Origin of the sequence: Nocardia vulneris (genome assembly GCF_001613425.1) — a bacterium.
In the GTDB taxonomy this organism is placed as follows: Bacteria; Actinomycetota; Actinomycetes; order Mycobacteriales; family Mycobacteriaceae; genus Nocardia; species Nocardia vulneris.
This window is the reverse complement of sequence record NZ_BDCI01000020.1, coordinates 48,132-62,711: the sequence shown is the minus strand read 5'-3', so window position 1 is coordinate 62,711 and position 14,580 is coordinate 48,132. Positions and strand designations below refer to the sequence as shown.

The following is a 14,580-nucleotide window of genomic DNA, read 5'->3' as shown; positions in this document are numbered from 1 at the left end:
TTCTCAGCTCGCCCCGACGGACACGCGGGCGGTGTTCGCTACTTGTGCCGTCCGTGGATGAAGGGGACCAGCTTGCGCAGCAGCTTCATGGTGGACTGCGTGCGCGAGTAGCTGAGCAGCGCCATGCCGGGAATCGCGAAGCGCTGCACCGCGATCGCGTGCGGGCGGGAGAACTCGCGCAGGCCCGGTTCGCCGTGGATGCGGCCGATGCCGGAGTCGCGGACGCCACCGAACGGCAGGCCGGGGATGGCCGCGAAGGCGAGCACCGAGTTCACCGAGGTGGCCCCGACGTGCAGCCTGCGCGCGATGTCGAGCCCGTTCTTCTTCGAGTAGACCGCCGAGGACAGCCCGTACCGGTTGTTGTTCGCCAGCTCGACCGCCTCGTCCACGCCGTTCACGGTGCGGATGGTGACCGTCGGGCCGAAGGTCTCCTCCTGCACGGCCTGCGAGTTCTCGTCCACGTCGAGCAGCACGACCGGTTCGATGAACGGCGCCTTCACCGATTCCGGGCCGCCGAGCACGGCGGTGCCGCCGTTCTTCAGCGCGTCGTCGATGTGCTTGCGCACGATGTCGATCTGGCTCGGCATGGTCATCGGGCCGTACGCCGCGCCCTCGCCTTCGCCGGGGCCGACCTTCTCCAGGATCTTCTTGAGCTCGGCGACGAATTCCTCGCGCACCGATCGGTCGACGTACACCCGCTCCACGCCTGCGCAGGTCTGGCCGCTGTTGGCGGTGGCGCCCCAGGCGACCGCGTCGGCGGCGGCCTTCACGTCGGCGTCACCCGCGACGATCACCGCGTCCTTGCCGCCGCATTCGAGCAGCACCGGGGTCAGGTTCTCGGCGGCCGCCGCCATGATCCGCTTACCGGTCGCGGTGGAGCCGGTGAACGCGATCTTGTCGATATCGGCCTTGACCAGCGCCGCCCCGGTCGCGCCGTAACCGTTGATGGTGATGAACACGCCTTCGGGCAGTTCCGGATTGGCCTTGGCGAACGCCTCGGCCAGGAAATTGCCGATGCCGGTGGAGTATTCGCTCGGCTTGAACACCACGGTGTTGCCCGCGGCCAGCGCGTAGCCGATCGATCCGTTCGGGGTGTAGACGGGATAGTTCCACGGGCCGATCACGCCGACGACCCCGAGCGGGCGCTGCTCGACCCGGGCGGCGAAGTTCGACATGAACGCGCCGGGTGCGACCTTCTTCGGCGAGAGCAGCTTCTTGGCGTTCTTGGCCGCCCAGGCGATGTGCTCGAGCGCGAGCATCAGCTCGAGGAAGGCGTCGTCGAGCGGCTTGCCGTTCTCGGCGTGGATCAGCTTGCAGAACTCGTCCGAATCCGCGACCAGCCGGCTCGACCAGCGCAGCAGGTGGGTGCGCCGCTCGTCGAAGCTCAGCGCGCCCCAGGTGGCGGCGGCGGTCCTGGCCTTCGCCACAGCCGCCTGCACCGCCGCCTCGTCGGCGATCGGGTACGTGCCGATGACCTCGCCCGTGGCGGGATTGACCGACGTGAGTGCCGTGTCGTGGTCGGCCGGTTTGATGTCGGTGGATGTCACGGTGAGTCTTCTCCTCTTGCCGGTGGATGCTCGGGCGACGGGGCCCGCGGTGTCCAGGCGGTGGCCGGTCGGTGCGCATGCGTCAGCGGACGGGCACGATGAACCCCCATCCTCTGAGAGAATGTTAGGTCAAAACTCTCAACAGGTCACCAGCTATGGACCAATTGTCCATGAGGTTGTCGGTGCGGGGTGGGAGTATCGAGATATGTGCGGACGATATGCGACCACGACAGATCCCGGCCGGCTCGCGGTCGAGCTGGATGCGATCGATGAGACCGACACCGCGGGCGCGGGCAACTACACCAATTACAACGTCGCGCCGACGACCCAGATCCTCACCGTGGTCGAGCGGCACGAGCACGGTCACAAGGACGACGAGCCGAAACTGCGCCTGCGCCGGATGCGCTGGGGCCTGATCCCGGTGTGGACCAAGGCCGCCGAGCCGGGCGTGCCGGTGAAGGGCAAGCCGCTGTTCAACGCGCGGGCCGACAAGGCCGCGACCACCAATTCGTTCCGCGACGCCGTGAAGTACCGGCGCTGCCTGGTGCCGATGGACGGTTGGTACGAATGGGTGGTCGAACCCGAGGCGGGCGCCAAGGGCAAGGTGGCCAAGCATCCGTTCTTCATGGCGCAGGCCGACGGCTCCCGGTTGTACATGGCGGGGCTGTGGTCGGTCTGGCGCGATCGCACGCTGCCCGACAGCGAGCCGCTGCTGTCGTGCGCCATCCTGACCACCGACGCGATCGGCGACCTGACCCGCATCCACGATCGGATGCCGCTGCCGATGCCGCAGCAACACTGGGACGCCTGGCTCGACCCGGACCACCCCGCGCCCGCGAGCCTGCTGGCGACGCCCAGCGAGGACGTCATCGCGGGCATCGTGGCGCGACCGGTCCCGTCGCTGGTGAACAGCGTGAAGAACAACGGGCCCGAACTGCTCGCGCCGGTGTCGGAAAAGGAAGAAGCCGAGCAGATCAGCTTGCTCTGATCCGCTCGGCTCTGCGACTCGTCACCCGAAGGACTCGGTCAGATCGAGCACTTCACCGACGGGCTTGCGATGTTCAACCCGCATTTCACGATGCCGGTGACCAGGTCGATCACCTTGGTGGTCACGGTGCCGCCGAGTTTCTCGGCCTTGTCGGCCTGCTTGTCCGGGCTCTGGGTGGCGCCGTCATCGATCTGGGTCGCGGCGGGCGGGGCCGGCTGGGCCACGGCGCTGCCCGGCGCCGCCACGCCGCAGGCCAAGGCGAAGGTTCCGAGCAGGGCGACGATCATGGAGCGCACACGCAGTGGCGCGGACATTTCGCATCACATCCTCGAGTCGGACGAATCTGGCTCGTCCATTGACGCACAGGTTGTCGCGAATTCCCGGTTTTACACCGTCCGTATCGTGGCGGTCACCGCCGCGGCCAGCCGGATCAGCTCGGCCGGGGCCACCTCGATCTCCAGCCCGCGCCGTCCGGCGCTGCACAGGATCCGGTCCCAGGACAGGGCGGAGTCGTCGATCACCGTCGGCAACAGCTTGCGCTGTCCGAGCGGGGAGATCCCGCCGAGCACGTAGCCGGTGCTCCGCTCGGCCTTCACCTTGTCCGCCATGCTCGCCTTCGGCGCCCCCAGCGCAGCCGCCGCGGCCTTGAGCGACAACGTGTTCGGCACCGGCAGCACGGCGACCGCGAGCGTTCCCGTGGACAGCTCGAGCACCAAGGTCTTGAAGATCTGCGCCGCGACCACCCTGATGCTGTCCGCGAGCGCGTCCACCGCCTCGGTCCCGAACGAGTCGGCCCGCGGATCGTGGGTGTAGGCGTGCACACGGTGCTCGACCCGCGCCTTGGTCAGCACACGCACCGCCGGTGTAGAGGCTCCTGCCATGGCGCACACCTTAACGGCGCGTCCCGGCCGTGCGGCACCGGTTTTCCGGCGCGCGGCGGCCGCGGTGGGAACAGAGGACGTGTCGCGCATGTTGCAAGCGAATACACAGCGCCCGGCTGGGACGAAGCGCCCACCGTCCGCCGATGAGGCCCCGTGAACGACGTGAAGGAGATGCCGGTGCCACTGCTGCTCGACGAACGTCCGGTGCGGACGACGACGTCGCCGATGGATGCCGGATTCCCGGTCGCCTTGCCGTTGCCGGTAGATTTGGCAGGTACGGCGATCGAAGGGACAGGTGTGACGAGCGACGATGACGTGGTGACCGACGGTGTCGGTGCCGCCGCGGTCGACGATACGGAGCTGGCCCAGCGGTTCGAGCGCGACGCGCTCCCGCTGCTCGACCAGCTCTACGGTGCCGCGCTGCGGATGACCAGGAACCCGGCCGATGCCGAGGACCTGGTGCAGGAGACCTACGTCAAGGCGTTCCAGGGGTTCAAGTCCTTCAAAGAGGGCACCAACCTCCGTGCTTGGCTGTATCGGATCCTGACCAACACCTACATCAACTCCTACCGCAAGAAGCAGCGCCAGCCCGCGCAGTACCCGACCGACGAGATCACCGACTGGCAGCTGGCGGCGACCGCCGAGCACACGTCGCAGGGTCTGCGTTCGGCCGAGGTCGAGGCGCTGGACGCGTTGCCGGACGACGACATCAAGGCCGCGCTGCAGGAGCTGCCGGAGGAATTCCGGATGGCCGTGTACTACGCCGATGTCGAGGGCTTCCCATATAAGGAAATCGCCGACATCATGGGCACCCCCATCGGTACCGTGATGTCCCGGCTGCACCGCGGCCGCAAGCAGCTCAAGGGTTTGCTCGCCGACGTGGCGCGCGAGCGTGGATTCAACCGTTCGGGGGAACGCCAGGAGGTTAAGCAGTGACTGAGCGGGACCCCGACATGGACCTCGACTGCACCGCCGTTCTCACCGACATCTGGCTGATGCTGGACGGCGAGTGCAACGACGAGACCCGTGCCCGGTTACAGCACCACATGGACCACTGCTCGCCCTGCATCGAGGCCTACGGCATCGAGGAGAAGATCAAGGGTCTGCTGAGCCGCAAATGCGGCGGTGACCGCGCCCCCGAGGGCCTGCGGGACCGGCTGACCATCGAGATCCGCCGTTCGGTCACGGTGACCAAGGTGGAGTCCTCGATCGACGCCGCCGACTCCTAGCGAACAACCACAGCCGGAACAACTAGAGCGGCACGCCTTCCTTGCGGAAGTGCGTGCCGCTCTAAGTTTTCGGTTGAGCACAACGCTCAGGCGTTGGGCCGCTTGCCGTGGTTGGCCGCGTTGCCCTTGCGACTACGCTTCTTACGTCCGCGCTTACCCATAGGTAGTCTCCCTTCTGATTGAAGGCCATTGTTTCATGTGTGGTTGGCTGTAGTTCCAGCGGATGCAGGCCGCGCGGCAGGGCCGTTCGTTCCGGCGAGCGAGCTGTCCGAACCAACCGAGTGAATGGGGTGTCATGGCTGAGGAAGTGCTGGCGGAGCTGGTGTCGGTCGTCTATCAGGTCGTGGCCAAGGAGGGGGACGTCGTGCAAGAGGGCGACACCCTGGTCATCCTGGAGTCGATGAAGATGGAGATCCCGGTGCTGGCCGAGGTCGGCGGCACGGTGAGCTCGATCGGCGTCAAAGAGGGCGACGCCATCAAGGCGGGCCATCTGATCGCTGTGATCTCCTGAGCGATTGCGGCGGTAGAACCCCATGGCGACCCTCAGTGAACTGCTAGCCGAACACACCGACTTACCCGGCGTCGCCGTGGACCATCTGCAGCGAGTGGTGGGTGATTGGCAACTGCTCGCCGATCTGTCCTTCGCCGATCTGCTGCTCTGGGTCGGCGCCGGACCGATCGCGGAGGGCGCCGACATCGTGTGTGTCGCGCAGTGCCGGCCGACCACCGCGCCCACCGTGCACCAGGAGGACCTGGTCGGCACGCTGGCGTTGCAGGCCGATCATCCGCAGGTGTTCGACGCGTTGATGTCCGGCAAGATCGTGCGCGCGGACCACGACGTGGAGACCTCCGGCGTCTATCACCCCACCCCGGTGCACGCGGTGCGCGAGGCCATCCCGGTGCGCTGCGGCGACGACGTGATCGCGGTGCTCAGCCGGGACACCGATGTGCAGCGGTCCCGGGTCCGCAGCACCCTCGAAATCGCCTATGTCGCTTGCGCGGACGACCTGTGCCAGATGATCGCCGACGGCACCTTCCCGACCACCGAGGATCGCGCGGCCACCCACTCCAGCCCGCGCGCGGGCGACGGCTTCATCCGGCTCGACACCGCGGGCATCGTTGTCTACGCCAGCCCGAACGCGCTGTCGGCCTATCACCGGATGGGCTTGCAGGCCGACCTCGCGGGTCAGGACCTCGCGGTGCTGACCAGGTCGCTGATCACCGACCCGTTCGACGCGCAGGAGGTGGTCGGCGATATCCAGGCCGCGCTGGCCGGGCGCACCGGTCGCCGGATGGAGGTGGAGGCGCGCGGCGCGACCGTGCTGCTGCGCACCCTGGTGCTGCGCCCGCACGGCGAACTCGCGGGGGCAGCGGTGCTGGTCCGCGACGTCACCGAGGTCAAGCGGCGCGATCGCGCCCTGCTCAGCAAGGATGCCACCATCCGGGAGATCCACCACCGGGTGAAGAACAACCTGCAGACCGTCGCCGCGCTGCTGCGCCTGCAGGCCCGCCGGACCGAGAACGAGGAGGCCCAGGTCGCGCTCACCGAGTCGGTGCGCCGGGTCACCTCGATCGCGTCGGTGCACGAGATGCTGTCGATGTCGGTGGACGAAGAGGTCGACCTGGACGAGGTGGTCGACCGGCTGCTGCCGATCATGGCGGATGTGGCGACGGTGCACACCGCGCGGATCAAGGTGCGCCGGGCGGGCTCGCTGGGCGTCTTCTCCGCCGAGCGGGCGACGCCGTTGGTGATGGTGCTGACCGAGCTGGTGCAGAACGCGATCGAGCATGCCTTCGATTCGGGCGAGAACGGTTCGGTGACAATCCGTTCCGAGCGCTCGGCCCGCTGGCTCGACGTGATCATCAGCGACGACGGTCGCGGTCTGCCCGCCGGATTCAGCCTGGAATCCTCGGATCGGCTCGGCCTGCAGATCGTGCGGACCCTGGTGACGGCCGAACTCGGTGGTTCGATCGGTCTGCATCCCGGCGCGGATATCGGGACCGACGCGGTGCTACGCGTGCCGCTCGGGCGGCGTTCCGGGCGCTAGCGACGGTTGTGTCATATGCCTTGGGGCACAAGATAGCCCGGCACCTCTGGGGTGCCGGGCTGAAATGCGTTTACCGGACCGGGCTGAAAGGTCCGGTAAATCCGAACGTCTGCTCAGACGACGGTGCGGGTGCGTGTGCGCGCGTTGCGACGCTTCAGCGCCCGACGCTCGTCCTCGCTCATACCGCCCCACACGCCGGCATCCTGTCCGGACTTCAGGGCCCAGGACAGGCAGTCAGCGGTAACGGGGCAGCGAGCGCAGACCAGCTTGGCATCGGCAATCTGCGCGAGCGCAGGACCGCTGTTACCCACCGGGAAAAACAGTTCGGGGTCCTCGTCGCGACAGATGGCCTTGTGGCGCCAGTCCATTCCTCTGCTCCTTTGCTGGGCGCCGCAAAAGGGCGCCGACGGTTTGTGGATCGTTCACTTGTGCGACTCGAATGTTTCCGCACGGTTGCTTGTGAATGCTTTCACGAACACCGTAGATGTCAATAGGTATCTGGTGCACCGTGGGGAAGCTCACGCTCAACGGCTCCCGCTGGGGGAACCTGCCCGGTCCTTTGTACTCGCTCTACCCGGTTTTCGCAGCGCAACCACGATGTTTTTCGTGCGTTTTCTGCATCAGGCTGGTCGCGGCGCCACGACGTCCAGGACGGCGGGCACCGCCGTGAAATCCACCACGTTGCGCTTCCCGATAAAGTCGCCATCGATTTGCAGACCGATGGGTTCCTTCGTCTCGACGCGCACGGACGGAACGTTGTCCTCGCGAAACAAATTGCGGGACTTGGGGTTTCCATCGACAGCCAAAAGCTGCCTGGCAAGCAGCAGTGTAGGCAGTACGGCCATCGAACGCACGGCAAACACGCCGAGACCTGTTTCGAACCTGGTGCCCGGGTTGGTGTGCACCGGGGTGGTGTTCAGGTAGGTCCACGGGGTGGTGTTCGTTACGAAGGCGTAATGCACGTCGGTGATCGGTTCGTGGCCCGGGATTTCGATCCGGACGGACGGTTCCCTGCGCCGCGCGCGGAAAAACTGTCGCACAGTTGTTCGAAGATATCGGGCGGGCGTCGCGGTTTTTCCGTCGGCGCGACTTTCATCGATGGCTTCGCACACATCGGCGTCGAGGCCGACGCCCGCGCTGAACGTGAACCAGCGATCGTCGGCCAGGCCCAGTCCGATGCGGCGGTCCTTGTCCAGGGTGAGCAGATCGATGAGCTGATTGGTGGCGGTCACCGGATCGGGGGAGATGCCGAGCGCGCGGGCGAACACGTTCGCCGAGCCGCCGGGGATCACGCCGAGCCTGGGCAGCCAGGCCTGGCCGTCGTTGAGTTCGGGCAGCGGCAGGAAGCCGTTGATGGTCTCGTTGACCGTCCCGTCGCCGCCGTGCACGACGATCAGGTCCATCTCGTTGGTGGCGGCCCACTGGGCCAGTTCGGCCGCGTGCCCGCGGTGCTGGGTGTGCGCGACGGTCAGCTGGGTGCGGCTCTCCAGCGCGTGCGCCAGCAGATCGCGAGTCGCCGGCGTCGTCGAGGTGGCATTCGGATTCACGATCAGCAGGGTCCGCACGCCACGCAGCTTAATTGGCCGCCGAACCGGTCCGAAAAGCCGCTGAACCGGACCGGCCGCGAGGCGGGCCGGCGGCATCGGCACCTAGGCTCAGTCTCGAAGTCCCATCCGGCGCCTCCGCGGTCCAGCTCGCCGCCTGGCCGCGTTGTCGTCGTCACCGATACAACCCCGGTATCGGCTCCTCCTCCGCCTTGCCAGGCGGCGAGCTGAACCGCGGAGGCATCCGGCCGGACTTCGAGACAGAGCCTAGGCTTGGCGGGTGGCTGAAATCGGTAGAGGTGACGGTGCCGCGGGCGTGCCGACGACGGTGCGTGGCGCGGGCGCGCTGGTGACACTGGAGGGCGGCGTCGCGGTGATCGTGGCGCTGGTGTTGATCGTGCGCGGGCTGCTCGGCGCCGACCAGACGGCGACGAGCGGGTACGGCACGGCCGCCTGGTTCGGCATCCTCGGCGGCGCCGTGCTCGCGGCGGGCATCGGCTTACTGCTCGGCAAACGGTGGGGCCGCGCGATCGCGGTCATCGCGCAACTGCTGTTGCTGCCGGTCACCTGGTCGCTGCTCACCGACTCGCACCAGCCGCTGCTCGGCGCGGCCCTCGGCGTCGTGGCGCTGGGCAGCCTGGTCCTGCTGTTCGCGCCGCCGTCCACCCGGTGGATGGCCGCGGACTACGGCGTCGAACCCGACTGAGGCCGTCCGGTCCTCACCCCTGGCGGGCCACCGCGCCTTTGAGCGCCGTGCGGCACAGCGCGTCCGCGCGCCGCGTGGTCTCCGGCAGGCGGTACGCCGGGGTGAGCGCGAGCACCTGCGCGCACGCGGTGTCCAGATCGATGCGATGGCCGATGGAGACGAAGACGGGTTTCACCCCCGCCCTGGTGCGCAACGCGCTGCCGACGACCTCGCCGTCGATGGTGACATCGGTGCGCGCGCCGCGCTCGGGCCCGGGTTCGGCGTAATCGCCCCAGACCGACTTCGCGACGCCGATCGCCGGCACCCCGGTGAGCACGCCGATATGACACGCGAAGCCGAGGCGGCGCGGATGCGCCAAACCCTGTGCGTCACAGACCAGTAGGTCGGGAGCGGCGGCGAGTTGCGCCAAAGCCCGCATGGTGGTGGGTAATTCGCGGAAGGCGAGCAGGCCGGGATAGTACGGGAAATGTGAGACCCCGTGTGCGACAGAGGTTTCGACGGTCTCCAGCGTGGTCGCGTCCAGCACGACCACCGCGGCCGCGACCGCCCCGGTGTCGGCGTAGGCGCAGTCGAGCCCGGCGATCATCCGGAAATCGCTTGCCGAGCCGCTGGTTTCGACCTTGGGACGCAGGTCGTCCTGGATCGCGATGGCCTCGTCCGGAGTCGTCGGCCAGGTGGTCTCGTCGAGATGTGCGAGCCATGTCATGGTCGTGCGCTACTGCCCGTCCTTGGCCAGCCGATCGAGCGCCTCGCCGGACAGGCGATAGCCGACCCACTCGTCTTGCGCTGCGGCGCCGAGGGATTCGTAGAATTCGATGGACGGGGTGTTCCAGGTCAGCACCGACCAGGACAGGCGGCTGTAGCCGTGCTCGACGGCTTCCTGCGCCAGCGCGGTGAGCAAGGCCTTGCCGTACCCCTTGCCGCGGGTCTGCGGCTTGACGTAGAGGTCCTCGAGATAGATCCCGTGCACGCCGTCCCAGGTGGAGAAGTTGAGGAACCAGATCGCGCAGCCGACCAGTTCCCCGTCCTCGCTCACCACGTGCGCGAAGACCTTCGGTTCGGGGCCGAACAGGGCGGTGTCGAGCTGGGTTTCGGTGACCGTGCACTCGTCGCGGGCCTTCTCGTACTCGGCCAGATCCTCGACGAGCCGGACCAGTCCCGGCACATCGGCGGGGACGGCGCGGCGCAGTTCTACAGTCACAGTATTGCTCCGTTGCTGGTGGGAACGAGATTGTGCGCGTGCACGGTACGCACCTCGTGTTCGTAGCCGAGTACGGTCAGCGCGCCGGTCGACATGGCGAACCGGCGGCCCTCCGTGAGCTCGAATTCGGCCCAGCGGGCGATCAGCGCCCGGGAGAAGTGTCCGTGCCCGACGAGCACGATATCGCGTTCGGGCAGTTGGGGTTCCACCGAGGCGAGCACTCGATCGGCTCGGGCGCGCACCGCGTCGGCGGACTCGCCGCCGGGCACCGTGCCGGTCCAGATGGTCCAGCCGGGCGCGGTCTGGCGGATTTCGGGCGTGGTCAGGCCTTCGTAGTCGCCGTAGTCCCATTCCGCCAGATCGTCGTCGACCGCGGTGACGGTGAGCCCGGCCAGCTCGGCGGTGTGCCTCGCGCGGCTGCGGGGACTGGTGAGTACCAGCGGGTCACGCAGTTGCAGCGCGGCCAGCAGCGGACCGGCGGCGCGGGCTTGCGCCTCACCGTGCTCGGTGAGCGGCACGTCGGTGGTGCCGGTATGGCGGTGCCCGGTGGACCAGGCGGTCTCGCCGTGTCGGAGCAGCACCAGCCGGGCATCGTCGAGTACGGACATGGATCCATCATGGTTCACGCCCGGCCGGGCGCGTCCCCCGGCCGGTGTCGCCGGGGCGTCGGCACCGGTCAGTCCTGCGGCGCCAGCGTCAGCACGACCAGCGGGAGCGGGCGGGTGATCTTGGACTGATAGTCCGCCAGCAGGGGGTTCTCGGCCAGCGCCCAGGCCGCGAACTCGTCGTACTCCGCGCCTTCCAGGGCCTGCGCGGTGCCGCGATAGGTCGTGCCGCCGAGCTCGACGGTGACCCGCGGATCGGCCTTCACGTTGTGATACCAGGCCGGGTACTTGTCCTCGATGAAGGAGCTCAGGTAAATGGTCTCGCCCCGGCGCAGCAGCCCGAGCGGGACCACGTGCTGCTTGCCGCTCTTGGCGCCCGTCGTGGTCAGCAGCAGGAGTTCGGCCCCGGCGTAGGCGCCGCCGACCTTGCCCCCGCCCGCCCGGAACTCCTCGATCACGCCGTCGTTCCAGTTGGCCATCTCGGCTTCGGAGAACTCCTGATTCCAGGGCGCGTCCGGGTCGTCGAACGAGGTGATGTCGCTTTTCGACGCGGCCGCGGTGGGGTCGTTTTCGTTCATGCCGGTAGTGTGCCGCACGGCACCGACAGACGGTCGCCCCGAATTGTCGCGGCTGTGCCGCGTTCGCCGGCGCAGCGCTGAGCTCGACGGCGCCGGGGGCGCTCAGCCGAGGGCGTACACCTCGGTGCCGCGTTGTTCCAGGATGGTCGAGCCGAGCACCGCGAGGGAAATGGGCGCACCGCTGTAGTCGGTACGGGTCAGCGGGACCCGGCCGACCTCGGCGCCGGAGCTGGGATCGAGGAACGCCATCGCGCCCGCCGTCGGCAGCAGCAGCCGGCCCGCCATCATGGCCGGGCTGCCGAGCGCGCCCGCCGCGGTCCACAGCGGGTCGAACGTGGTGCCGTTCAAGGCGATCACGCTGTTGCCGGTGAAAACCAGGTAGGCCGAACCGATTCGGGTGGTCGTCGACTCGGCGCTGAGCGGAGCCGAAAGCTGGTGCACCACAATCGGATTACCGGTCGCGTCGAAGACGGCCAGGCGGGGCGCCGCGGGTTGCGCGCCGGCCGCGCCCGGCGCGCCGGGCAGATAGAGCACGATCCGGTTGTCCGACACCGCGAGCACCTTGGCGTCGGCGGAATCGCTTCCGGGACCGGTCAATACGTGCGAGCCGTGCTCCTCGGGCACCGTGTTGTCCTTCGGCGCCGGGTTCAGCACGGTGAGCCGGTCGGCCGCGTCCTCGGGGCAGCGCTCCAGCACGGCGAGCCGGGACGGGCTAGAGCCCGAGGACAGCAGCGTGCAGCCTTTGCGCGGTTGGGTTTTCACGTTCACCGGCGCGTCCACGAACCCGTATTCGAGGGTGCGCACCAGGTCCGAACGCCACATCTCCAGCCGCTTCGGACCCTGGGCCAGCGTGTAGGTGCCGTCGACGGACAGGCGCACCGACGGATCCATGTAGCTGGTGCGCGCGGTGCGGCGCGCGCCGTTGTCACCGGCCAGCAGCGTGGCCTGACTGCACCCGCGCTGGTCCCGGTAGACCGCGACCACGGTGGTGAACTGACCCTCGATCCCGCAGAGCGGCATATCGCGCCGGTAGTACCAGAGCTCGTCGCCGGTACGCGGATCGTGGCCGGTGACGGTGCCCTCGTCTCCGGTGACGACGACGCCGCCGGAGACCAGCGCCCGTTCGCTCGCGGCGTTCGGCGCGTGCCACAGCTCGCGCAACGAGGTGGGCAGCTGATCGGTCGCGGCGGGTGTCGGCACGGGCGAGGTGGCGGTCACCGATTCGGTGCCCCGCGCATCGCCGCGCGCCCACACCACCACCGCCGCGACCACCACGAGTGCGGCGATCGCGACAGCGGAGATTACGTCGGCGCGCGTTCGCCGCTCGGGTGCGAGCACGATTGCGAGAGTAGCGGATCCGTCTCGCTCAGACCGAAGCCGTGGCAGGTTCGACCGAACTGCCTGCGCTTTCGGTCGAGTTGCCGTCGGCCGCGGGCTTGCGGCGACGGCGCCTGCGCCGGGCCGGCTGCTCGCCCGGCTCGGCCGCCGCGTTCTCGGACGTGTCCGCGCTCTCGGTCGTGGTGTCCGGGCCGGCCTCGGCGTCGCCCGCGGGCTTACGCCGCCTGCGCCTGCGCCGCGCGGGCTGGTCCCCGTTCTCGTCCGAGTCGGGGGACGCGTCGTGCGCGCTGTGCTTCTCGACCGGGGTGTCGCCGTTCGTCTCGGCGCCCTCGACCGGCTGTCCGCGCACGGTGCGCTTGCGGTTGCGCTTGCGCGGGGTACGCGCCGGGCGGTCGACGACCACCGCGTCCTCTTCCCGTTCCGGCTTGGCCTTGCGCACGGTGCCCGAGACGCCCTCGGGGATGCCGAGATCGCTGAACAGGTGCGGGGAGCGGGAGTAGGTCTCGACGGGTTCCGGGATGCCGAGGCCGAGCGCCTTGTCGATGCTCGCCCAGCGGGCCAGTTCGTCCCAGTCGATCAGCGTCACCGCGACGCCGGTGCGCCCGGCCCGGCCGGTGCGCCCGATCCGGTGCACGTAGGTCTTCTCGTCCTCGGGGCACTGGTAGTTGATGACGTGGGTGACGTCGTCGATGTCGATGCCGCGCGCGGCCACGTCGGTCGCGACGAGCACGTCGATGGCGCCCTTGCGGAACTTGGTGAGCGCCTTCTCGCGGGCGATCTGGCCGAGGTCGCCGTGCACGGCGCCGACCGAGAAGCCGCGCTCGGCCAGATCGTCGGCGACCTTCTGCGCGGTGCGCTTGGTCCGGGTGAAGACCATCGTGGCGCCACGGCCCTCGGCCTGCAGCACCTTGGCGATCAGTTCGCTCTTGTCCAGCGCGTGCGCCCGGTAGACGAACTGCGCGGTGCGATCGTGCACCGCCGAATCGTGCGGTTCCTCGGCCCGGATGTGCGTCGGGCGGGTCAGGAACGTGCGGGCCAGGGTGATGATCGGGCCCGGCATGGTGGCCGAGAACAGCATGGTCTGGCGCTTGTCCGGAACCATGGTCAGGATGCGTTCGATATCGGGCAGGAAGCCCAGGTCGAGCATCTCGTCGGCCTCGTCCAGCACCAGCACGCCGATCTTGCCCAGGATCAGATGATTCTGGTTCGCCAGATCCAGCAGCCGGCCCGGCGTGCCGACCACGACGTCGACGCCGGCGCGCAGCGCGGCGATCTGCGACTCGTAGGGGCGGCCACCGTAGATGGAGGCCACCTGCAACGGTCCCTGGTGATTGGTCAGGTACTTGCTCGCGTTCTCCAGGTCGTTGGTGACCTGGATGCACAGCTCGCGGGTCGGCACGATGACCAGCGCCCGCGGCGTGCCGTCGAGCGGGGTGGTGCCGGTGTCGGCGGTGGCGATGCGGTGCAGCAGCGGCACGCCGAAGCCGAAGGTCTTGCCCATGCCGGTGCGCGCCTGACCGATCAGATCTTCACCGGCGAGCGCCAACGGCAGGGTGAGTTCCTGAATGGCGAAAGTACGTTCGATGCCGATCTCGTCGAGCGCGCGCACGATTTCCGCGCGCACCCCCAATTCGGCAAATGTCGGTGCGGTATGGGTTTCGTCCAGTTCGGCGGTCAACAGCGTGTCCGCCACCCCGGGTTCCTGTTCAACGGTGATCTTGCTCAGGTTCGTGCCTTCCTCGTAATCGCGTCACGCGCGCACGAGGTGGGGCGGACCGGTCGGCCCACGACGACCACGTCTCCGCCTGTGATACTCGCCCGGCCACGCTCCGGATGTCGTCGGGTGCCGCGGCTTGTGGCAGCTACCTCGCGAGACATCGGCGCGGCGCACTGGCGATGCGGATCTGGTGCGCGC

Annotated in this window: 18 protein-coding genes; 6 read left to right on the top strand and 12 right to left on the bottom strand. The window is 68.5% G+C overall.

Annotated elements, in window-relative coordinates; all coding sequences use genetic code 11:
- Positions 1-38 precede the first annotated feature (38 nt).
- Positions 39-1,547 (bottom strand): aldehyde dehydrogenase family protein, encoded by a 1,509-nt coding sequence (locus NVU01S_RS21605; protein WP_052280779.1) that lies wholly within the window; start codon positions 1,545-1,547, stop codon positions 39-41.
- A 205-nt stretch (positions 1,548-1,752) separates the two neighbouring features.
- On the opposite strand from NVU01S_RS21605, the gene NVU01S_RS21600 reads away from it, so the two are divergent.
- Positions 1,753-2,535: an SOS response-associated peptidase gene (locus tag NVU01S_RS21600; protein ID WP_043673313.1), complete on the top strand. Its 783-nt coding sequence runs from the start codon at positions 1,753-1,755 to the stop codon at positions 2,533-2,535.
- 38 nt (positions 2,536-2,573) lie between these two features.
- Here the strand turns inward: NVU01S_RS21600 and NVU01S_RS21595 are convergent, their stop codons facing one another.
- Both NVU01S_RS21595 and ybaK read right to left on the bottom strand, forming a co-directional pair.
- Positions 2,574-2,849: a hypothetical protein gene (locus NVU01S_RS21595; protein WP_043673315.1), complete on the bottom strand. Its 276-nt coding sequence runs from the start codon at positions 2,847-2,849 to the stop codon at positions 2,574-2,576.
- Positions 2,850-2,921: 72 nt separating this feature from the next.
- Positions 2,922-3,416: a Cys-tRNA(Pro) deacylase gene (gene ybaK / locus NVU01S_RS21590; protein WP_043673319.1), complete on the bottom strand. Its 495-nt coding sequence runs from the start codon at positions 3,414-3,416 to the stop codon at positions 2,922-2,924.
- 225 nt (positions 3,417-3,641) lie between these two features.
- On the opposite strand from ybaK, the gene NVU01S_RS21585 reads away from it, so the two are divergent.
- Both NVU01S_RS21585 and rsrA read left to right on the top strand, forming a co-directional pair.
- Entirely contained in the window at positions 3,642-4,352 is a 711-nt protein-coding gene (locus NVU01S_RS21585; protein WP_280443126.1) for a sigma-70 family RNA polymerase sigma factor, read from the top strand.
- A complete protein-coding gene (rsrA, locus tag NVU01S_RS21580; RefSeq protein ID WP_014987788.1) occupies positions 4,349-4,645 on the top strand; it encodes a mycothiol system anti-sigma-R factor in 297 nt (98 codons plus the stop codon). Before NVU01S_RS21585 ends, rsrA begins: the two co-directional genes overlap by 4 nt.
- 86 nt (positions 4,646-4,731) lie before the next feature.
- Here rsrA and NVU01S_RS45470 read toward each other — a convergent pair whose 3' ends face one another.
- Entirely contained in the window at positions 4,732-4,806 is a 75-nt protein-coding gene (locus NVU01S_RS45470) for a 50S ribosomal protein bL37 (protein WP_022597109.1), read from the bottom strand.
- A 134-nt stretch (positions 4,807-4,940) separates the two neighbouring features.
- Here NVU01S_RS45470 and NVU01S_RS21575 point away from each other — a divergent pair, with 134 nt between their 5' ends.
- Together NVU01S_RS21575 and NVU01S_RS21570 are read left to right on the top strand one after the other, a co-directional pair.
- On the top strand, positions 4,941-5,156 hold the full coding sequence (locus NVU01S_RS21575; protein WP_043673322.1) for a biotin/lipoyl-binding carrier protein: 216 nt from the start codon (positions 4,941-4,943) through the stop codon (positions 5,154-5,156).
- 22 nt (positions 5,157-5,178) lie between these two features.
- Positions 5,179-6,693: a sensor histidine kinase gene (locus tag NVU01S_RS21570; protein WP_014987786.1), complete on the top strand. Its 1,515-nt coding sequence runs from the start codon at positions 5,179-5,181 to the stop codon at positions 6,691-6,693.
- A gap of 113 nt (positions 6,694-6,806) precedes the next feature.
- Here the strand turns inward: NVU01S_RS21570 and NVU01S_RS21565 are convergent, their stop codons facing one another.
- A complete protein-coding gene (locus NVU01S_RS21565; RefSeq protein ID WP_011211115.1) occupies positions 6,807-7,061 on the bottom strand; it encodes a WhiB family transcriptional regulator in 255 nt (84 codons plus the stop codon).
- Positions 7,062-7,313: 252 nt separating this feature from the next.
- On the bottom strand, positions 7,314-8,258 hold the full coding sequence (locus NVU01S_RS21560) for a diacylglycerol/lipid kinase family protein (RefSeq protein WP_029897334.1): 945 nt from the start codon (positions 8,256-8,258) through the stop codon (positions 7,314-7,316).
- Between the two features lie 268 nt (positions 8,259-8,526).
- On the opposite strand from NVU01S_RS21560, the gene NVU01S_RS21555 reads away from it, so the two are divergent.
- The gene (locus NVU01S_RS21555; protein ID WP_043673431.1) at positions 8,527-8,943 is read left to right on the top strand and encodes a hypothetical protein; all 417 of its coding nucleotides are present in this window, start codon (positions 8,527-8,529) and stop codon (positions 8,941-8,943) included.
- 13 nt (positions 8,944-8,956) lie between these two features.
- Here the strand turns inward: NVU01S_RS21555 and NVU01S_RS21550 are convergent, their stop codons facing one another.
- The 6 genes from NVU01S_RS21550 to NVU01S_RS21525 form a co-directional block, all read right to left on the bottom strand.
- Positions 8,957-9,649, bottom strand: a complete 693-nt coding sequence (locus NVU01S_RS21550; RefSeq protein ID WP_043673325.1) for an endonuclease V — start codon at positions 9,647-9,649, stop codon at positions 8,957-8,959.
- A 9-nt stretch (positions 9,650-9,658) separates the two neighbouring features.
- On the bottom strand, positions 9,659-10,144 hold the full coding sequence (locus tag NVU01S_RS21545; RefSeq protein ID WP_029897327.1) for a GNAT family N-acetyltransferase: 486 nt from the start codon (positions 10,142-10,144) through the stop codon (positions 9,659-9,661).
- Entirely contained in the window at positions 10,141-10,752 is a 612-nt protein-coding gene (locus tag NVU01S_RS21540; protein ID WP_043673329.1) for an acid phosphatase, read from the bottom strand. The genes NVU01S_RS21545 and NVU01S_RS21540 overlap by 4 nt, the downstream gene beginning before the upstream one ends.
- A 68-nt stretch (positions 10,753-10,820) precedes the next feature.
- Positions 10,821-11,327 carry a nitroreductase/quinone reductase family protein gene (locus tag NVU01S_RS21535; protein WP_043673332.1) on the bottom strand — a complete coding sequence of 169 codons (507 nt, stop codon included), beginning with the start codon at positions 11,325-11,327 and terminating at the stop codon, positions 10,821-10,823.
- 102 nt (positions 11,328-11,429) lie between these two features.
- Positions 11,430-12,665, bottom strand: a complete 1,236-nt coding sequence (locus tag NVU01S_RS21530) for an Rv3212 family protein (RefSeq protein ID WP_043673335.1) — start codon at positions 12,663-12,665, stop codon at positions 11,430-11,432.
- 28 nt (positions 12,666-12,693) lie between these two features.
- A complete protein-coding gene (locus tag NVU01S_RS21525) occupies positions 12,694-14,358 on the bottom strand; it encodes a DEAD/DEAH box helicase (RefSeq protein ID WP_043673339.1) in 1,665 nt (554 codons plus the stop codon).
- Positions 14,359-14,580: the final 222 nt, after the last annotated feature.